At 69.9% G+C, this 18,360-nt stretch carries 16 protein-coding genes; 11 read left to right on the top strand and 5 right to left on the bottom strand.

Features of this window, described 5'->3' with window-relative positions:
• The first annotated feature begins 103 nt into the window (after positions 1–103).
• On the top strand, positions 104–2,437 hold the full coding sequence (gene purL / locus IFR14_RS05215) for a phosphoribosylformylglycinamidine synthase subunit PurL (protein ID WP_191940468.1): 2,334 nt from the start codon (positions 104–106) through the stop codon (positions 2,435–2,437).
• Between the two features lie 263 nt (positions 2,438–2,700).
• Here the strand turns inward: purL and IFR14_RS05210 are convergent, their stop codons facing one another.
• Positions 2,701–3,141 (bottom strand): FCD domain-containing protein, encoded by a 441-nt coding sequence (locus IFR14_RS05210; RefSeq protein ID WP_191940467.1) that lies wholly within the window; start codon positions 3,139–3,141, stop codon positions 2,701–2,703.
• Between the two features lie 182 nt (positions 3,142–3,323).
• Between IFR14_RS05210 and IFR14_RS05205 the strand changes: the two genes are divergently transcribed.
• Both IFR14_RS05205 and pnuC read left to right on the top strand, forming a co-directional pair.
• On the top strand, positions 3,324–4,010 hold the full coding sequence (locus IFR14_RS05205; RefSeq protein WP_064294165.1) for a GntR family transcriptional regulator: 687 nt from the start codon (positions 3,324–3,326) through the stop codon (positions 4,008–4,010).
• A 310-nt stretch (positions 4,011–4,320) separates the two neighbouring features.
• On the top strand, positions 4,321–4,986 hold the full coding sequence (gene pnuC, locus IFR14_RS05200; RefSeq protein WP_191940466.1) for a nicotinamide riboside transporter PnuC: 666 nt from the start codon (positions 4,321–4,323) through the stop codon (positions 4,984–4,986).
• Here pnuC and IFR14_RS05195 read toward each other — a convergent pair.
• Positions 4,917–6,251 carry a sensor histidine kinase gene (locus IFR14_RS05195; RefSeq protein WP_191940465.1) on the bottom strand — a complete coding sequence of 445 codons (1,335 nt, stop codon included), beginning with the start codon at positions 6,249–6,251 and terminating at the stop codon, positions 4,917–4,919. The two genes, pnuC and IFR14_RS05195, sit on opposite strands and share 70 nt — an antisense overlap.
• On the bottom strand, positions 6,251–6,913 hold the full coding sequence (locus tag IFR14_RS05190; RefSeq protein WP_191940464.1) for a response regulator transcription factor: 663 nt from the start codon (positions 6,911–6,913) through the stop codon (positions 6,251–6,253). The genes IFR14_RS05195 and IFR14_RS05190 overlap by 1 nt, the downstream gene beginning before the upstream one ends.
• A 190-nt stretch (positions 6,914–7,103) precedes the next feature.
• Here IFR14_RS05190 and IFR14_RS05185 point away from each other — a divergent pair, with 190 nt between their 5' ends.
• The 5 genes from IFR14_RS05185 to IFR14_RS05165 all read left to right on the top strand — a co-directional run bounded on the left by IFR14_RS05185 (position 7,104) and on the right by IFR14_RS05165 (position 11,172).
• Positions 7,104–7,631, top strand: coding sequence for a hypothetical protein (locus tag IFR14_RS05185; protein ID WP_191940463.1), 528 nt, complete (start codon positions 7,104–7,106; stop codon positions 7,629–7,631).
• On the top strand, positions 7,628–8,695 hold the full coding sequence (locus IFR14_RS05180; protein WP_191940462.1) for a peptidoglycan-binding protein: 1,068 nt from the start codon (positions 7,628–7,630) through the stop codon (positions 8,693–8,695). Before IFR14_RS05185 ends, IFR14_RS05180 begins: the two co-directional genes overlap by 4 nt.
• Positions 8,692–9,438 (top strand): ABC transporter ATP-binding protein, encoded by a 747-nt coding sequence (locus IFR14_RS05175; RefSeq protein ID WP_191940461.1) that lies wholly within the window; start codon positions 8,692–8,694, stop codon positions 9,436–9,438. Before IFR14_RS05180 ends, IFR14_RS05175 begins: the two co-directional genes overlap by 4 nt.
• Positions 9,435–10,631 carry an ABC transporter permease gene (locus IFR14_RS05170; protein WP_191940460.1) on the top strand — a complete coding sequence of 399 codons (1,197 nt, stop codon included), beginning with the start codon at positions 9,435–9,437 and terminating at the stop codon, positions 10,629–10,631. The genes IFR14_RS05175 and IFR14_RS05170 overlap by 4 nt, the downstream gene beginning before the upstream one ends.
• 85 nt (positions 10,632–10,716) lie before the next feature.
• Positions 10,717–11,172, top strand: coding sequence for a VOC family protein (locus IFR14_RS05165; protein ID WP_191940459.1), 456 nt, complete (start codon positions 10,717–10,719; stop codon positions 11,170–11,172).
• 2 nt (positions 11,173–11,174) lie between these two features.
• On the opposite strand, the gene IFR14_RS05160 is transcribed toward IFR14_RS05165, so the two are convergent.
• Positions 11,175–11,861 carry a TetR/AcrR family transcriptional regulator gene (locus IFR14_RS05160; RefSeq protein WP_191940458.1) on the bottom strand — a complete coding sequence of 229 codons (687 nt, stop codon included), beginning with the start codon at positions 11,859–11,861 and terminating at the stop codon, positions 11,175–11,177.
• A gap of 151 nt (positions 11,862–12,012) precedes the next feature.
• On the opposite strand from IFR14_RS05160, the gene IFR14_RS05155 reads away from it, so the two are divergent.
• From IFR14_RS05155 to IFR14_RS05145, 3 genes are read left to right on the top strand one after another with little or no spacing between them, the layout of a single operon-like run.
• Positions 12,013–14,925 (top strand): MMPL family transporter, encoded by a 2,913-nt coding sequence (locus IFR14_RS05155; RefSeq protein WP_191940457.1) that lies wholly within the window; start codon positions 12,013–12,015, stop codon positions 14,923–14,925.
• The gene (locus IFR14_RS05150; RefSeq protein ID WP_191940456.1) at positions 14,922–16,919 is read left to right on the top strand and encodes a YhgE/Pip domain-containing protein; all 1,998 of its coding nucleotides are present in this window, start codon (positions 14,922–14,924) and stop codon (positions 16,917–16,919) included. Before IFR14_RS05155 ends, IFR14_RS05150 begins: the two co-directional genes overlap by 4 nt.
• A 34-nt stretch (positions 16,920–16,953) precedes the next feature.
• Positions 16,954–17,094 carry a hypothetical protein gene (locus IFR14_RS05145; RefSeq protein ID WP_162852291.1) on the top strand — a complete coding sequence of 47 codons (141 nt, stop codon included), beginning with the start codon at positions 16,954–16,956 and terminating at the stop codon, positions 17,092–17,094.
• Positions 17,095–17,287: 193 nt separating this feature from the next.
• Here IFR14_RS05145 and IFR14_RS05140 read toward each other — a convergent pair whose 3' ends face one another.
• Positions 17,288–18,280, bottom strand: coding sequence for an NADP-dependent oxidoreductase (locus tag IFR14_RS05140; protein WP_085511877.1), 993 nt, complete (start codon positions 18,278–18,280; stop codon positions 17,288–17,290).
• Positions 18,281–18,360: the final 80 nt, after the last annotated feature.

The raw sequence follows: 18,360 nt of genomic DNA, 5'->3' as shown, positions 1-18,360 counted from the left end.
TCGGCGTCGACCTCCGACGCCCATCCGAGGATCTGTTCGTCGCCGCGCGCCGCTAAGATTGGTGGGTCCGGCATCCCACCACTTCCTTTGGAGTCCTGCCCTCGTGACGACCACCACCCCCACCAGCTCCGCCGTCGCCGACACCGTCGAGAACGCCGTCGCGACACCGGACCGCGAGCAGCCCTACGGCGCCCTCGGCCTGAAGGCCGACGAGTACGCGAAGATCCGCGAGATCCTCGGCCGTCGTCCCACGAGCGGCGAGCTCGCCATGTACTCGGTCATGTGGAGCGAGCACTGCTCCTACAAGTCCAGCAAGATCTACCTGCGCCAGTTCGGCCAGAAGGTCACCGACGACATGAAGAAGAACCTCATGGTCGGCATGGGCGAGAACGCCGGCGTCATCGACGTCGGCGAGGGCTGGGCGGTGACCTTCAAGGTCGAGAGCCACAACCACCCCTCCTACATCGAACCCTTCCAGGGTGCGGCCACGGGCGTCGGCGGCATCGTCCGCGACATCATCTCGATGGGTGCCCGACCGGTCGCCGTCATGGACCAGCTCCGCTTCGGCGACATCGACCACCCCGACACCGCGCGCGTCGTGCACGGCGTCACCGCCGGCATCTCCTCCTACGGCAACTGCCTGGGCCTGCCGAACATCGGCGGCGAGACCTACTTCGACAAGGTGTACCAGGGCAACCCGCTCGTCAACGCCCTGTCGGTCGGCGTCCTGCGTCACGAGGACCTCCGCCTCGCCAACGCCTCGGGCGTCGGCAACAAGATCGTCCTCTTCGGTGCCCGCACCGGTGGCGACGGCATCGGCGGCGCCTCCATCCTCGCGTCCGACTCCTTCGACGCGAACGGCCCGACGAAGCGTCCGGCCGTCCAGGTCGGCGACCCGTTCGCCGAGAAGGTGCTCATCGAGTGCTGCCTGGAGCTTTACCGCGACAGCCTCGTCGAGGGCATCCAGGACCTCGGTGCCGCCGGCATCTCCTGCGCCACGAGCGAGCTCGCGGCCAACGGCGACGGCGGCATGTTCGTCGAGTTGTCGCACGTCCTGCTGCGCGACCCCTCGCTGACGCCCGAGGAGATCCTCATGTCGGAGTCGCAGGAGCGCATGATGGCGGTCGTCGAGCCGGGCAAGCTCGACGCCTTCCTCGCCGTCACCGACAAGTGGGACGTCGAGACCTCGGTGCTCGGTGAGGTCACCGACACCGGCCGCCTCGTCATCAACTGGCACGGCGAGGAGATCGTCAACGTCGACCCCTCGACCGTCGCGGTCGACGGCCCGGTCTACGAGCGCCCGGTCGCCTACCCCACCTGGATCGACGCCCTGCAGGCCGACTCCGCGTCGGCCCTCCCCCGCACTGACGCCCCTGCCGAGCTGGAGCAGCAGTTCCGCTCCCTCCTCGGCTCGGCGAACCTCGCCGACAAGAGCTGGATCACCAACCAGTACGACTACTACGTCATGGGCAACACGGCGCTGTCCTTCCCCGACGACGGCGGCATGATCCGCGTCGACGAGGAGTCCGGCCTCGGCTTCGCCATCGCGACCGACGCGAACGGCCGCTACTGCCAGCTCGACCCGCGCCAGGGCGCGCAGCTCGCGCTCGCCGAGGCCTACCGCAACGTCGCCGTCACCGGTGCCGTCCCGGCCGCCGTCACCGACTGCCTGAACTTCGGCTCGCCGGAGAACCCCGAGGTCATGTGGCAGTTCTCCGAGGCCGTCGCCGGCCTGTCGGACGCCTGCCTCGAGCTCGGCGTGCCGGTCACCGGCGGCAACGTGTCGTTCTACAACCAGACGGGCGACGTCCCGATCTTCCCGACGCCCGTCGTCGGCGTGCTCGGCGTGATCGACGACGTCGCGCGCCGCATCCCGAGCGGATGGCAGGACGAGGGCGACAACCTCTACCTCCTCGGCACCACGTCACTCGAGCTCGACGGCTCCGCCTGGGCCGGGACGATCCACGACCACCTCGGTGGCCTGCCGCCGAAGGTCGATCTCGCCGGCGAGAAGACGCTGGCCGAGCTGCTGCACGCCGCAGCCAAGGAGGGCCTCGTGTCCTCCGCCCACGACCTCTCCGACGGCGGTCTCGCCCAGGCACTGGCGGAGAGCGTCATGCGCTTCGGCGTCGGCGCCCGGGTCTTCCTCGGCGAGCTGCTCACCCGCGACGGCGTCGACCTCACGACGGCGCTCTTCTCCGAGTCCACCGGACGCGTCATCGTCTCGGTGCCGCGCGAGGACGACGTCAAGTTCCAGGGCCTGTGCGAGGGCCGCGGCTACCCGGTGCTCCGCATCGGCGTGACCGACGCCTCGGCTGTCGGCGACGCGACCGAGCCCGCCCTCGAGATCCAGGACGTCTTGACCATCCCGGTCTCCGAACTGCGTCGGGTGTCGAAGAGCGTGCTCCCCGAGCGGTTCGGCCCGGTCATCGGCTGAGCGACCCGCCTCCACACAGCCCCTGCGCCCGACGGCGTGGGGGCTGTGCTGTGTCAGGAGAGGCGTGCGCGGCACCGACGCGTGAGCTGCATCGAGGTGACCGCTCCGTCGCTAGAGGATCAGACGCCGGGTGGGCGGATACCCGAAACCCACCCACCCGACTCACCACCGGGCGCTCAGGCCAGGAACCCGAATGTCCTGACCGGCGTCTCCGGCAGTGGTGTCGCAAGCGACGACTTCAGCATATCAGCATTTGGAATGCTTCACGGAAGCATCGCGGCCATGCCCCACAGTCGTTCCACGGCCAGTTCCGCGGCGATCGCGTCCCCCTCCGCGACCGCGTCCCGGAGGATCGGGAAGTCCACCGCGAGTGACGGCCAATCGAGCCAATCGGTGTCGGCGGTGACCTCGAGTTGCGGCGACAGCAGCGCGAGGGCATCGCGAGCGGTCGTGACCAGGATGCGATTCGGGCAGAGAGCGACGAGATGGTCCATGAGCGGCCACGAGAGCTCGGCGTAGGCGACCGGGTCCTGCAAGCCGATCACTCGCGACACCTCGTCCAGCTCGGCGACGAGCGCCGCTCGGTCGGCGTCCTCGAGGACGGGCACGGTCACCCGCGTCACACCGCCCAGCAGCGCCCCGAGCGTCTGGAACAGATGGATCCGCCGATGGCGGGGCCTGCTGGCCGCCGAATCTGCCGACATGCGTCCCACCTTCCTGCCGCTCCGAGGTACGCCCGTGCGCGCCAGGATAGCAAGGCTCGGCGCACCCGGCTGCACCTGTGCATCCGGCATGTTCACCAACACATGAGGCACAAAACTATCCAACACACCTTGGATATCGGTATTCTGAACTGGTCACATCCCAGCTCGACGATCGGAGTCCCATGCCTGTTCCCAAAACCGTCGAGACGAGCCCTCGGAAGCTCCTGCGCGACATCGTCTTCGAGCAGCTCCTGACCGCCATCGAGGACGGCACCCTCGAGCCCGGCGAGCGCCTCAACGATGAAGAGCTCGAGAAGTGGCTCGGCGTCTCGAGGACCCCGATCCGCGAAGCGATCAGCAAGCTCGCCGACATCGGACTGGTCGAGACCGCACCGCAGCGGTACACCCGCGTCGCGAAACCCACCGCCGAGCAGTACGCCGAAGCACTGCGCCTCCTGAACGGCTTCCACGAGCTCAGCGCACGCTGGAGCATCCCGCAGTTCACCGACGAGGACGTCGCGGCGTTCCGCGAGCTCGGCGACGCCGTGCTCGCGGACATCGAGGCGCGTGACAAGCACGTCCTCCGGTCGTCGTCCGCCTTCGCCGACTTCATGGTGGAGCGTTCGGGCAACTCGCTGCTGCAGCAGGTCGCCCGTCAGATGAACACCCGGGTGACCTACACCTCGCTGCCGACGATCGACTTCTTCCAGTGGGACATCTTCGCCGCCTACGTCACCGGGCTGGTCGCGGCCGCCGAGGCGCGCAGCGCCGAGGACGCCGAGCGCGTCATGCGCAAGCAGGCCGAGGCCACCGACGCCTTCCTCGAGCAGGTCATCGCCGCCGGTGGAGGACTGCCCGCCGCGAGCTAGTCGGCGAACGCTGTCGACCAGCGGAACGTCACAGAGCCTGTCGAAGCGCCGACCGCCCTTCGACAGGCTCAGGGACCGGAACATTCCGCGGACACCTCGCCCGGTCACTGAGTCACACACTCCTCCCGGTCACTGAGCTACACACTCCTCCCGGTCACTGAGCTTGTCGAAGTGCCCACGAAAGACTTCCTGAGCCGCAGATCGTCACAGAGCCGCCTCCCGATCGGGAGGCGGCTCTGCACGTTGTACGGTGGACCGTCGGTCGCGTGACCGCGCATCATCTGGCCACGGACCCGATCGGAGCACTGCAGTGGGGATCCTCCTCTGGCTCTTCGACGCGACGTTCAGGGTCGGCGACCAGGTGGTCCTCTGGCGGGAAGTCGTCGGCAACCTGTTCGGCCTGGCGAGCGCCCTCGGCGGCGTGCGTCGCCGCGCCTGGGCCTGGCCCGTCGGCATCATCGGCAACGCGCTCCTCCTGACCGTCTTCCTCGGCGCGGTGTTCCACACGCCGAACCCGACCAACCTGCTGGGACAGGCGGGCCGCCAGCTCATGTTCATCGTCGTGTCGATCTACGGCTGGGTGCAGTGGCGACGGGCTGAGCACGTCGAGGCGACGACCGGTCCCGTCGCCGTGATCCGGCCCCGCTGGGCCGGCTGGCGGGTACGGCTCGTCCTCGTCGGCCTCCTGCTCGGCGGCACGCTGCTCCTGATCCCCGTGTTCCAGGCACTCGGTTCCTACGAGCCGGTCTGGGCCGACGCCTGGATCTTCATGGGCTCCCTGCTCGCGACCTGGGGGATGGCGAAGCGCTGGGTGGAGTTCTGGCTCATCTGGGTCGCGGTCGACCTGGTCGGCGTGCCGCTCCTGTTCGGCGCCGGGTACTGGGTCTCGGCGTCGATGTACCTGTTCTACGGGGCGTTCACCCTCGCCGGCTTCTTCGTGTGGGCTCGCGGCGAGCGCGTCGCGACGGCGCGCTGAGCTGACGCCTCGGTGCCGGCGTCCGGGCCGCTCGGCGGGAACGTGACTGTCACCACCAGCCCACCCTCCGACCGCGCGGTGAGCTCGAGCGACGCCCCGTGCACCTCGGCGATGCTCTCCACGATGGCGAGTCCGAGCCCGCGTGACCGCTCCGGACCCCGCGCGACCCGGCCGCCGGCGCGGTAGAACGGTTCGGTGAGCCTCGCGACCACGTCCGCCGGGATCGACTCCCCGGAGTTCTCGACCCGGAGGACCACCGCGCCACCCGCCGGACCGCCCGACCGGCGCACCGAGACCCGCACGAAACCACCGTCGACGTTGTGTCGGACGGCGTTCTGCAGGAGGTTGCCGCACAGCTGGTGCAGCATGCCCTCGTCGCCCCAGACATCGAGGTCCTGCACCTCGGCCGTGCAGTCGATCCCGCGCTCTCGAGCCGCGGAGGCCGCGGCGACGCAGGCCTCGGAAGCCAGCTCTCCGAGTGCCGCGCTCTCACCCCGCAGCTCCGAGTGCTCGAGGTCGGCGAGGTCGAGGACGGCCTCGACGGTCTGGATGCTGCGCGTGTTGGTCTCACGGAGCCGGGCGATCAGTCCCCTGACGGTCTCGTCGTCGAGGTCGCCGCTGGTCGCCGCGACGTCGAGCATCGCCTGGGTCGTCGCGAGCGGGGTGCGCAGCTCGTGCGAGGCGTTCGCCGCGAACCGTTGGTGGGCTCGGAACGACCGGTCGAGTCGCTCGAGCATGTGGTCGAAGGTGTCGGAGAGGTCGGTGATCTCGTCCCGCGGGCCGACGAGGGCGACCCGATGGTCGAAGGATCCCGTCGCCGCCCGCTGCGCGGCCACGTTGATCGCGTGCAGCGGACGCAGCAGCCGGCCCGACAGGATCCAGCCACCCCACGCGCTCGCCGCCGCGAGGACGGCGAGCACGATGAGCGACCAGACGAGGAGCGTGTTCAGGATGTCGCTCTGGTCCGAGACGACGAGGGCCGCAGTACCGTTCGCCGAGGTCAGCCCCTCGGCCGGCTGGTAGGTGGCCGCCCCGGCGACCTCGGTCGGCGCGGTCGCCCACCAACGGGTCGCGCCGTCCATGGCCTCGTCGGCCCGCACCGCGGTGATCGCGTACGTCGGGACGTACCGCATGAAGGCGTAGATGAGCGCGAGCATGATCGAGCCGGCGACGGTGAACAGCAGCGCGTACGTCAGCGTCAAGCGCATACGCACCGTCAAGCGGTTCGGGCGGCTGAGCAACCCCGCAGCGTCGGAACGCGGCATCAGTCGCCCTCGATCCGATAGCCCGCGCCCGGGACGGTCGTGATCACCCACGGCGAGCCGAGGCGTCGGCGGAGGTTGGAGATGGTCACGCGGATGGTGTTCGTGAACGGGTCGACGTTCTCGTCCCAGGCCTTCTCGAGGAGGGTCTCGGCGCTCACGACCCCTCCGTCGGCGAGCAGCAGCTGCTCGAGGACCGCGAACTCCTTCCGTGACAGCTTCACGTACACGCCGTCGCGGAAGACCTCCCGCCGGAACGGGTCGAGTCGCACCCCCGCGCGCTCCAGGACCGGTGGACGCGATTCCGCCGTCCGCCGGGCGAGCGCGCGGAGCCTGGCCACGAGCTCCGGGAACTCGAACGGCTTCACCAGGTAGTCGTCGGCGCCGAGGCCGAGGCCGGACACGGTGTCGTCGAGTCGACGGGCCGCCGTCAGCATCATGACGCGGACACCGGGATGCTCGGCGACCACCGTTCGACACACCTCGTCGCCGTGGGTGCCCGGCAGGTCCCGATCGAGCAGCAGGACGTCGTAGTCGTTGATCGTGAGCGCCTCGAGGGCTGCGTCGCCATCGTGGACGAGATCCGCGGCGATGGCCTCCTGTCGGAGACCGGCTCGGACCGCCTCGGCCAGGTAGACCTCGTCCTCGGCAACCAGGACGCGCATGATGTTCCTCTCGATGGGGTGTGGTGACACCGGGAGCGTACGGACGCCGATCGAGCAACCCCCGAGTGTCGGTTATCCATCGTGCCGTTCGGGACGTTCAGGGAACGTCAACGTTTTCCTTGACGCCCGGACAACGCGCCGCCGAGTGGACTGGTCGTCACCAGTCAGCCCCACCCACTGAGGAGTGCAGATGTCCGACATCACCATCACCCGTTCCGTCCGCCGTCCGGCCGGCAGACTCGCCGCCCTCATCGCGATCCCGTTCCTCATCGGATCGTTGGCGGCCTGCAGCTCGGGCTCGCCCGAGACCGTGGGCAAGACGCCCGAGGCCGAGCAGACCTTCGACGACTGGCAGATCGCCTTCGCGTCGTGCATGCGCGATGAGGGCGTCGACATGCCGGACCCGGAGCAGAGCGGATCGGGCGGCGCGTCGGTGACCCTCGGCGGAGAAGACTCCGGCGCGTTCCAGGCCGCCTCCGAGACGTGCATCGACCGGCTCGGTCCACCGCCCGCTCCGGCCGGCGGCTCGTCCTCCGTCGCCGACGCCTTCGAACAGCAGCTCGAGATGGCCGACTGCTTCCGCGAACACGGATACGACGTGTCCGACCCGGTCGAGGGCCAGGCCATGGAGATCCCCTCGGACATCACCGAAGAGGTGATGGAGGCCTGCGGTCTCGGAACGACGCCCGGCACCACCACCGGGTCCACCAGCCGATGAGACGACGACGCCCGCTCGTCGTCGCCGCGGTCTGCGTCGGCGCCGTCCTGCTCGCAGGCGGCGCCGTCGCAGCCGCGACGACCCTGATCCCCGCCCAGGGGACGAGCCAGGAGGAACCGCGCAGCAGCATCCGCACCGGCACCGCACCGATCACCGCCGGCGACCTGGCTGGCACGACGCAGGCGAGCGGCACCCTCGACTACGCGGACCAGCGCACCATCGGCGGCGGGACCGGCATCGTGACGAGCACCCCGGCCCCGGGAAGCACGGTCTCACTCGGTGGCACCCTGTACGCGGTCGCCAACGTCCCGGTGACCCTACTCCACGGGCCATTGCCCGCCTGGCGCACGTTCGAAGCCGGGATGGGCGACGGACCGGACGTCCAGCAGCTCGAACAGAGCCTCGCGGCGCTCGGGTACTTCGACCGCGAACCGGACGGCGAGTTCGCCGCGTCGACCGAACGCGCCATCGAGCGGTGGCAGAAAGCCCTCGGCGTCGAGGAGACCGGACGCCTGGAGCTCGGATCGGTCGTCTTCATGCCGGGCGACGTACGGATCGCATCGGTCGACGCCGCGGTCGGCACCACCGCCTCGGACAAGATCGTCACCGTCTCGTCCCTCGTGAAGCGCATCGACGTCCCGCTGAAGCTCGCCGATCAGCGGCTCGGCGTCGTCGGGACGAAGGTCGACGTCAACCTCCCCGGCGGACAGCGGACGACCGGCACGGTCACCGATGTCGGCGTCCCGACCGAATCGGATGCGGACGGGCAGAAGAAGGTCACGATCCCCGTCGGGATCACCCTGGACGACCCGGCGGCGGCAGCCGAGCTGCAGCGCGCGACCGTGACGGTCGGCTTCCCGACGGAACGACGCGAGAACGTCCTCTCCGTCCCGGTCCAAGCGCTCATCGCGATCGACGACGAGCGCTTCGGCGTCGAGGTCGTCGACGGGAAGGGGAAGCACCGGCAGGTCCCCGTCACGACGGGCCTGTTCGCCGACGGTCGCGTCGAGGTCTCGGGCGACGGCATCCGCGAAGGTCTCGACGTCGTGGTGCCGGTCTCATGACGGACACCACGACGGCATCGGCAGCCGCACTCACGCAGCCGGCCGGACCACCGATCATCCACCTCGACGGGGTCACCCGGGAGTACGGCGAGCCACCCACGCTCGCACTCGCGGGTGTCGACCTCACCGTCGAGGAGGGCGAGTTCGTCGCCATCGTGGGGCCCAGCGGATCGGGGAAGTCCACGATGCTCAACCTCATCGGGACACTCGACCGACCCACCAGTGGGACCGCCCGCATCGCGGGCTCGGACGTCGGACGCCTCTCGGACGCGAAGTTGTCGGCCCTGCGCGCCTACCGCATCGGCTTCGTCTTCCAGCAGTTCCACCTCGCCGACGGCGTGACCACGGTGGACAACGTCGCCGACGGCCTCATCTACGCCGGAGTACCGCGGGCCGAGCGCCGACGACGGGCGCACCTCGCCCTCGAACGCGTCGGACTCGGCCACCGTCTCGGCCACCGCCCGACCCAGCTCTCCGGCGGTGAGCGCCAGCGGGTCGCGATCGCACGCGCCGTGGTCGGTGACCCGCCGTTGCTCCTCGCCGATGAACCCACCGGCAACCTGGACTCCGTGTCCGGCGCGAGCATCGTCGAACTGCTGCACGAACTCCACGAGGCCGGCACGACCATCGTCGTGATCACGCACGACGCCGAACTCGCTGCGCGACTCCCCCGCCAGGTGGCGATCCGCGACGGCCGGATCGTGAGCGATTCGGGGCTGGCCGCAGGAACGAGGACCACATGAACGCCGACCACGATCGACGGTCGCGGCTCCTCGGTCGCGACATCCTCCGGCTCGGGACGACGGGTCTGCGGGCACGGCCGACGCGCGCGGTCCTGTCCGCCCTCGGGATCGCGATCGGCATCGCGGCGATGATCGCGGTCGTCGGCATCTCCTCATCCAGTCAGGCCAAACTGCAGGCGCAGCTCTCCGCTCTCGGGACGAACCTACTGACCGTCCAACCGGGCCAGAACCTCTTCGGTGAAGCAGCGACCCTGCCCACGAACACCGTCGGCAAGGTGGGACTGGTCGACGGTGTGGAACAGGCCGGCTCCGCCGCGGTGCTGAACGGCGTCCTCGTCTACCGCAGCAGCCTCATCGACCGGGCGTCGAGTGGGGGCCTCGGCGTAGCGGCGGTGACGGAGAGCCTGTTGGACGTCGTGGGCGGTACCCTCGCCACCGGTGGGTGGCTGAACCGGGCGACGGCGAGCTACCCCGCGGTCGTCCTGGGGTCGAAGGCCGCGGAACGGCTGGGTGTCGCGACGGTCGGCTCGATGATCCAGCTCGGCGACCAGTACTTCACGGTGGTGGGCATTCTGGATCCGCTCGACCTCGCCCCGGAACTCGACACCACGGTGATGATCGGTGAGACCGTCGCCGCCGAACGCTTCGGGTACGACGGCAAACCGACCACGGTCTACGAACGGTCCTCCGACGAACGCGTCGAGGCCGTCCGCGAGCTCCTCCCCCGCACCGTGAACCCTGCTGCACCCGAGGAGGTCGAGGTCTCCAGGCCGTCGGACGCCCTCGCCGCCAAGCAGGCTGCCGACCAGGCCTTTACCGGTCTCCTCCTCGGACTCGGCTCGGTCGCGCTGCTCGTCGGTGGCATCGGGGTCGCGAACACGATGGTGATCTCCGTACTGGAGCGCCGCCGGGAGATCGGCCTGCGCCGGGCGCTCGGCGCCACCCGCGGGCACATCCGGTCCCAGTTCCTGACCGAGGCGCTCCTCCTCTCGGCCCTCGGCGGGGTCGCGGGCGCGCTCATCGGAACGGGCGTGACGAGCGTCGTCGCCGCGGTGAACGACTGGCCGACCGCCGTACCGCCGGAGGTGCTGCTCGCGGGCGTCGGCGCGACCCTGGTGATCGGCGCGATCGCCGGCCTCTACCCGGCGATCCGCGCGGCCAGGACGCCACCGACCTCGGCCCTCAGCGGCTGAGTCGGGCCACCCCCGGACTGCTCCGACGCGGGCCCGCTCCAGGAGACCCTGGATCGGGCCCGCGCGGCCGGGTAGCGTGCAGCCCATGGACATCAGACTCGAGAACGTCGGGATCGCGGTCCGCGACCTCGAGGCGACGATCGCCTTCTTCACCGACCTCGGCCTCACCGTGCTCGGCCGCGACACGGTGAGCGGCGAGTGGGCCGACACGGCCGTGGGCCTCGACGGCAACCACGCCAAGATCGCGATGTTGCAGACGCCGGACGGTCACGGACGCCTCGAACTCTTCGAGTACCTCCACCCGGACGCGATCGAGACCGAGCCGACACTGCCGAACGAGATCGGCATGCACCGCGTCGCGTTCGCCGTCGACGACATCGACGAGGCGCTGGCGATCGCCGCCAGACACGGCTGCCACCCGCTCCGCGGGGTCGCGGATTATCAGGGCGTTTACAAGCTCAGCTACGTGCGCGGGCCGAGCGGCATCATCGTCATGCTGGCCCAGGCGCTGCAGCCGGATCGATCCGGCGAGTCCGCCTGAGGTCAGTCGGTGATCGACTCGGTGAGGGCGCGGACGATGGCCGGGAGCGTGCGCATCGCGAGCTCGCGCGGTGAGCCCTCATCGCCGTCCGGGTCCATGAGCACGGCCGTCTGGATGGCCGACTCGTAGAGGGCGACGACGATGTTCGCGATGTCGGGCGTCGGGATCGTGAACCGGACGTGCGCGAGTCCGGCCGCCTGGTCGAGCCACGCGGCGAGCTGGCGGCCGGCACTCTCCTGGTGCTGGAGGTAGCGGGCTGCGACGTCGGCGTCGCGCATCGCCAGCATCCGGAACTCCGACTGCACGAGGCACCAGCGGCGGTCGTCCGGCTGGAGTTCGAGGAAGGCACGGATCAGGGCCTCGAGCGAGCCCTCGGTGTACCGGCCCGCTGCATCGAGGAGCGACGGGCTGACCGCCTGCAGTCCGGCCTCCAGGCGATCGAGTCGGAGCTGGTTCTCACGCGACTCGAGGGCGAAGAACAACTCCTCCTTCGAGTCGAAGTTGGAGTAGAAGGCACCGCGGGTGAAGCCCGCGCGCTCACTGATCTGCTCGACCGACGCCGCGTGCACACCGAACTCGGCGAAGACCTCGTAGGCGGCGTCGACCAGCCGCTCGCGCGTCCGCTGCCGACGCGCGGACTCGACGGGTGCCTCGTCGCTCGGGGACTCGACCGCTTCGTGCACGCGCATCCTGACACCTTACTGACAGCTCGTCCGACTTCTTGCCGATACACCACTGTATCCAATACAGTCATGTATCGGATACACCGCTGTATCGATCCTGTCCGAACATCTCCGTCGGCTCGCCTGCAAGCAGCGCCGACCTCCCTAGGAGCGACGCGTGTCCTCACTGCTCTACACCCTCGGCCGCTGGGCGTTCGGCGCCCGCAAGCTCGTGCTGATCCTTTGGATCGCCGTGCTCGCCCTCGCGGGTGGCGGCGCGCTGCTCTTCAACCAGGGAACCGACAACGCCTTCTCCATCCCCGGCACGGAGTCGCAGGAGGCCCTCGATTCGCTCGACCACACCTTCCCGCAGGTGGCCGGCGCCTCGGCGCAGATCATCGTCGTCGCACCGAAGGGCGACACCGTCGAGGACGCCGGGGTCAGGTCGGCGATCGACGACGCCGTCACCGCCCTGGGCGACATCGGGCAGGTCGAGCAGGCTGTCTCCCCCTTCGACGAGAACGTGACGGGGGCGGTCTCGGAGGATCAGCGGGCGGCGCTCATCTCGATCCAGTTCGACGGCGCGCAGACCGACATCACCGCGGCCACGATCAGCGACGTCGAGGACGCGGAGGCAAGCCTCGCGAAGGCGCTCCCGGCCGGAGCCGAGTCGTCCCTCGGCGGGCAACTCTTCAGCAACAGCCTGCCGACGCTGAGTGTCATCGAGCTCGTCGGCGTGGTCGTCGCGCTCGTCGTCCTCATCCTCACCTTCGGCTCCTTCCTCGCCGCGGGCATGCCGCTCATCACCGCACTGCTCGGGGTCGGCATCTCGATGGCGCTCATCTTCGTGGCGACGCTCTTCGGGCCGATCTCCTCCACGACGCCGATGCTCGCACTCATGCTCGGCCTGGCCGTCGGCATCGACTACGCGCTGTTCATCATCTCGAGACACCAGGACGGCCTGCGCAGCGGGCTCGACCCGGCCGAATCAGCAGCCCGCGCGACCGCGACGGCCGGTTCCGCCGTCATCTTCGCGGGCCTCACGGTCATCATCGCCCTCCTCGGGCTCGCGGTCGCGAACATCCCGTTCCTCACGACGATGGGTGTCGCCGCGGCGGTCGGCGTCGCGATCGCCGTGGTCATCTCGCTCACCCTCATCCCGGCCATGCTCGGCTTCGCCGGCGAACGTCTCCGGCCCAAGGCGAGGCGGGCGAGCAAGCGCGCGGCGGCCCGGGGCGCTGCTGCTGAGCCGGTCGACGGCCCACAGGACGCGGTCCCTGAGCACCACAGCCCGGTCCCTGAGCCCCGTACCGCGGCCCCTAAGCACCACAACGCGGTCCCTGAGCCCCACAACGCGGTCCCTGAGCCCCACAACGCGGTCCCTGAGCCTGTCGAAGGGCACCCCAACCGCTTCTTCCTCGGCTGGGTGCGAGGCGTCACGCGACTCCCCATCGTCACGATCGTCGCCGTCGTCGCCGTCCTGGGCGCCCTCGCCATCCCCGCCCTGTCGCTCCGACTCGCGCTCCCCGACGCCGGTTCGCTGCCGGAGGGCGACGGAGCCCGCACGACGTACGACCTCGTCTCCGAGCACTTCGGCGAGGGATTCAACGGGCCACTCATCGTCACCGGCGGCATCGTCGGCAGTACCGACCCGCTCGGACTCATGGCCGACCTCAAGCAGGAGATCGAGGGACTCGACGGCGTCGCCGCCGTCCCACTCGCCACCCCGAACGCAACGGCCGACACCGGCATCATCCAGGTCATCCCGAGCGGCAGCCCCGACTCGCAGGCGACGAAGGACCTCGTCGCCGAGATCCGGGGACTGCACCAGTACTTCCAGGACGAGTACGACGTCGACCTGCAGGTCACCGGGTTCACGGCCATCGGCATCGACATCTCCGACCGCCTCGGCGGCGCCCTCCTCCCCTTCGGCCTGATCGTCGTGGGCCTGTCGCTCGTGCTCCTGACGATGGTCTTCCGCTCGATCTGGGTCCCGATCAAGGCGACCCTCGGCTACCTGCTGTCGGTCGCCGCGTCGTTCGGCGTCGTGGCCCTCGTCTTCGAGCACGGCGTGTTCGCCGAGGCCCTCCACGTCGCCAGGACCGGTCCGGTGATCAGCTTCATGCCGATCATCCTCATGGGTGTCCTGTTCGGGCTCGCGATGGACTACGAGGTCTTCCTCGTCTCCCGGATGCGCGAGGACTTCGTCCATTCGGGACTCGCGAGGCGATCCGTCGAGACCGGCTTCCTCGGCTCGGCGAAGGTCGTCACCGCCGCGGCCGTCATCATGTTCGCGGTGTTCGCCGCATTCGTGCCGGAGGGCGACACGAACATCAAACCGATCGCCCTCGGACTCGCGGTGGGCGTCTTCGTCGACGCGTTCATCGTGCGCATGACCCTCGTGCCGGCGGTGCTCGCGCTCCTCGGCGACCACGCCTGGTACCTGCCGAAGTGGCTCGACCGCCTCCTGCCGTCGTTCGATGTCGAGGGTGAGGGGCTGCAGCGCGAGCTCGAACTGCGCGAGTGGCGCAGCGGTGACGAGGTCGCCATCGCCGCAGCAGGGGTCACCCTGGCCGGTGCGGACGGCCCGCTGTACGAGGACGTCGACACGACCGTCGCCGTCGGTGGCGTGCTCGCGGTGCAGGGCGCGCGCCCGGTCTCGGTCACCGCCCTCCTGCTGACGCTGGCCGGTCGCCTCGAACCCGATCACGGCCGACTCAAGGTCGCCGGTCTGGTCCTGCCGGTCCGCGCCGGGGCCGTCCGGTCCCGCGTCGCGTACGTCCGTCTCGACCACGGCGAACCCGTCGGGACGCTCGCTTCGGCGCTGGCCGAACGCCCGGCCGTCATCGTCCTCGACGGGGTCGACACCGTGCCGGACGACGACACGAGACGCGGACTGTACGAGCGCCTCCTGATGGCGACCAGAGCCGCAGAGCGCTCGCGCCGGCCGCTCACGATCGTCGTCGGCACCGCGGACGCGACCTCGCTCGCCGACGTCCTGCCGACCACGACGCCGGAGGTACTCGACCTCGACCGCGCCACCACCTCCTCCACTCCCACCGCCATCGCTGAATCGAAGGTCGACGCATGAGCACCATCCTGAACCGCCTCGAACGGGCCCGCTCCGGCAAGGGCATCACGGTCGTCTCGATCATCGGCCTCATCCTCGTGCCGCTCGTCATCGCGGGCGGACTCGTCTGGGCGCTGTGGAACCCGGCGGAACGACTCGGTCAGGTGACCGCCGCCATCGTGAACGACGACAAGCCGGTGACCGTCAACGGCCAGACCGTGCCGCTCGGACGCCAGCTCTCCGCGGGCCTCGTCGACGGCGACCAGGAGACCAACTACACCTGGGTCATCACCGACGCCTCCGACGCGAAGGCGGGCCTCGCCGACGGTTCGTACACGGCCGTCGTGACCATCCCGGAGAACTTCTCGAAGGCGGCGACCTCGTTCTCGGGCGACGCCGCCGACGCCGAGCGCGCCCGCCTCGACGTGGCGACGAGCGACCGCAGCAAGCTCGTCGACGACGCCATCTCCCAGACGATCACGCAGACCGCGGCTTCGCTCCTGGGTCGACAGCTCACCACCACCTACCTCGAGAACGTCTACGTCGGGTTCAACACCCTCCACGACCAGCTCGGCGAGGCCGCCGACGGTGCGAAGCAGCTCTCGACGGGCGGACTCTCCCTCGCGCAGGGCGCGCAGCAACTCGCGAACGGCACCACGCAGTTGGCCACGGGCGCGACGCAGTTGTCGTCGGGTGCGACACAGCTGAGTGACGGGGCCGGACAGTTGTCGAACGGTCTTTCCGCCCTCTACGCCGGCACACAGCCCGACGCATCGACCGGCAGCCCCGGGCTCGTCCCCGGTGCGGCAAAGCTCGCCAGCGGCGCGAAGGAGCTGGCGGACGGCGTCTCGCAGCTCGCGACCGCTGCAGACGGTACGGCCGCCGCGACCACGCAAGTGGCACAGCAGCTCGCACTACTCAGCGCCGGATGCGCCGCCTCCGGCGCGTCCGAGGAGTACTGCGAAGGAATCGCGCAACTCGCCACGACCAGCGACGTGATCGCGAACGGCGGTTACCTAGACCCCTCGAACCAGTCGGTCAAGTACCCAGGGACCACGGCACTCGCGGCTGGTACCGCGGCGAGCGCCTCCGGAGCGCAGGACCTGTCGACCGGTGCGGCGACCTTCTCCGCAAGCCTTCCCACGCTGGTGGACGGCATCGCCACCATCAACGCCGCTGCGGCACAGGTCGCGTCGGGTGCGTCCTCACTCGCCGACGGTACCGGTCAGGCGGCCACGGGTACGACCCAGCTCGCCGACGCGTCGAACCAGCTCGCGTCGGGAGCGGGAACGCTGTCCGGCGGGATCACCTCGCTCGCGTCCGGGCTGCAGAGCGCGGTCGACAGTCTGCCGACCTACACGAGTTCCGACCGACAGACGCTCGCGGACGTCGTCGCCGACCCGGTCTCGGCCGGGGATTCGGCGACCGTGTCCTTCGGCACGAACAGCGCTCCCTTCTACGCCGTCCTCGCCCTCTGGCTGGGTGCGCTCGCGAGCTTCCTCGTCCTGCGGCCGGTGCCCACGCGGGCGTTCGGGTCCACCCGCTCATCGCTGCGGCTCGCGCTCGGGGCCTTCGTCCCGGCCGGCGCGATCGGGATGCTGCAGGGCCTGCTCGTCGCCGTCATCACCGCGCCACTGCTCGACCTCGACGCGGGTGGCTGGCTCGCCTTCGCCGGGATCGCCGTCCTCGCGGGACTCGTGTTCGCCGCCGCCAACCAGGCGCTCAACGCCCTGTTCGGCGGAGCGGGTCGGTTCATCTCGATGATCGTCGCGCTCGTCGGTCTGGCGACCGGGATCATCGCGACCGCTCCGCAGGTGCTGGACCAGATCCTCTCGTTCCTGCCGATCGCACCGGCGCTCGGTGGCCTGCAGGCGATCGCGATCGGCGACACGGGAGCAGCGGCCGGCGTCGTCGGCCTCGTCCTCTGGCTCCTCGGATCGCTCGCCGCGACGACGTTCGCGATCGCCCGAGCGAGGACCACGTCGGTGAAGGCGCTCGTCCCGGCCATCGCCTGATGACCGGCGAGAACCTCGCCGATAGGCTGGGGTGATGAGCAGCAGCGAAGACCGGGAACTGGCCGAGTGGGGCGAGCAGCGCAAGCGTCGTCAGCGACTCATCGCCTGGGTCCTCGTCGTCGCACTCGTCCTCGGTGGAGGCGGCGCGACCGTCCTCGGCTTCATCTTCAACTAGCCCCGCCCTCCCTGCCCGATCGCCAGCGCGGTGCGCTGACGCGAGCGCGCCCCACACGCGCGAGCGCGGGTCTCCGGAGGGTCGCGCTCACGCCCTGGACCCGCGCCCGCGCCGGGACCGAGCATCTCGGGTCAGCGCACCGCGCTGGCGCCGGAACCCGACGTCTCGGGCCAGCGCACCGCGCTGACCGTCGTCAGGGTCGGGCGTCGTGCAGGTCCCGCTGCTTGACGATGCGCTCCGGGTTCGCCGGACGCATACCGACGATGATCTTGCCCCGCGCGTGCAGCCGCTCAAGATCCTCGAACGCGTCGATGATCAGGTCGAACGGGTAGAACGCCGAGACGACGACCTTCAACGCGTGGTCGGCGGCGTACTCCGCGAGACGTTGCAGCTGCTTCGTGGCGTGCGCGGCGAACTCCTCGTCCGGCTCGAGTGCGGCGAGCTCGATGGCCTTCCGATCCTCGCTCGACCGGTACTTCTCCGGCGGGACGCCGAGTTCGAAGGCGAGCTCTTGGCCGTCCTGACCGAAGTTGTCGATGAACGCCGTCACGCCCTCTGGCGCGAGCTTGCGGATCCGATCCGCCATGCCCTCGCCGTAGACGACCGGCTTGACGCCCTGTTCACGGAGGAAGTCGTGATTGCGCTCACCACACGTGCCGATGACCCGGACCCCCGCGAACTTCGCCAACTGCGCCTCGATGTTCCCGACGCCACCGGCCGCCGCCGAGATGACGAGGGTGTCGCCCTGCTTGAGGTGCAGCCCGTCGAGCGTGTCGAGCGCCGTCAGTCCAGCGAGGTAGAGCCCGCCGGCCTCCTCCCAGCTCACGCGCTTCGGCTTGCGGACGAGGGATGACGCCGGGACGACGACCTGGGTGGCGTGCGCGCCGCGGACGGCGTGACCGATCACCTCGTCGCCCCGTTTCCAGCCCTCGACCCCGGTTCCGACCTCGCGGACCAATCCGGCGAAGTCGCTCCCCTGCCCCGTCGGCAGCTCGATCGGCACCGTCTCGGCGAGGTGCCCCTCGCGGACGAACGCCTCGATGTGGTTGATGCCGCTCGCGAGGACGTCGACCACGACCTCGCCCCATCTGGGATGCGGCATCTCGGACTCGATGAACTCGAGTACGTCGGGCCCGCCGTAGCGGGCGTAGCGGAGTGACCTCGTCGTCTGCTTCGAACCGAACATGGTTCATCTTCCACCTGTCGGTCGCTAGCCGATCGAACTATCAGCTGGCTTACAGGTTCACCGGACGGCTGCTCATGACG

Origin of the sequence: Plantibacter sp. CFBP 8775 (assembly GCF_014839505.1) — a bacterium.
Taxonomy (GTDB): Bacteria; Actinomycetota; Actinomycetes; order Actinomycetales; family Microbacteriaceae; genus Plantibacter; species Plantibacter auratus.
This window is presented reverse-complemented; position numbering and strand designations above follow the sequence as displayed.

Excerpts from the sequence above, each read along its gene's own strand:
- IFR14_RS05170 (WP_191940460.1), top strand. The coding sequence starts at position 9,435 with ATGAACGCCGACCACGATCGACGGTCGCGGCTCCTCGGTCGCGACATC.
- IFR14_RS05210 (WP_191940467.1), bottom strand. The coding sequence starts at position 3,141 with ATGTCGGCAGATTCGGCGGCCAGCAGGCCCCGCCATCGGCGGATCCAT.
- IFR14_RS05165 (WP_191940459.1), top strand. The coding sequence starts at position 10,717 with ATGGACATCAGACTCGAGAACGTCGGGATCGCGGTCCGCGACCTCGAG.
- IFR14_RS05185 (WP_191940463.1), top strand. The coding sequence starts at position 7,104 with ATGTCCGACATCACCATCACCCGTTCCGTCCGCCGTCCGGCCGGCAGA.
- IFR14_RS05140 (WP_085511877.1), bottom strand. The coding sequence starts at position 18,280 with ATGTTCGGTTCGAAGCAGACGACGAGGTCACTCCGCTACGCCCGCTAC.
- IFR14_RS05160 (WP_191940458.1), bottom strand. The coding sequence starts at position 11,861 with ATGCGCGTGCACGAAGCGGTCGAGTCCCCGAGCGACGAGGCACCCGTC.
- IFR14_RS05145 (WP_162852291.1), top strand. The coding sequence starts at position 16,954 with ATGAGCAGCAGCGAAGACCGGGAACTGGCCGAGTGGGGCGAGCAGCGC.
- IFR14_RS05175 (WP_191940461.1), top strand. The coding sequence starts at position 8,692 with ATGACGGACACCACGACGGCATCGGCAGCCGCACTCACGCAGCCGGCC.
- IFR14_RS05205 (WP_064294165.1), top strand. The coding sequence starts at position 3,324 with ATGCCTGTTCCCAAAACCGTCGAGACGAGCCCTCGGAAGCTCCTGCGC.
- IFR14_RS05150 (WP_191940456.1), top strand. The coding sequence starts at position 14,922 with ATGAGCACCATCCTGAACCGCCTCGAACGGGCCCGCTCCGGCAAGGGC.
- IFR14_RS05195 (WP_191940465.1), bottom strand. The coding sequence starts at position 6,251 with ATGCCGCGTTCCGACGCTGCGGGGTTGCTCAGCCGCCCGAACCGCTTG.
- IFR14_RS05180 (WP_191940462.1), top strand. The coding sequence starts at position 7,628 with ATGAGACGACGACGCCCGCTCGTCGTCGCCGCGGTCTGCGTCGGCGCC.
- IFR14_RS05190 (WP_191940464.1), bottom strand. The coding sequence starts at position 6,913 with ATGCGCGTCCTGGTTGCCGAGGACGAGGTCTACCTGGCCGAGGCGGTC.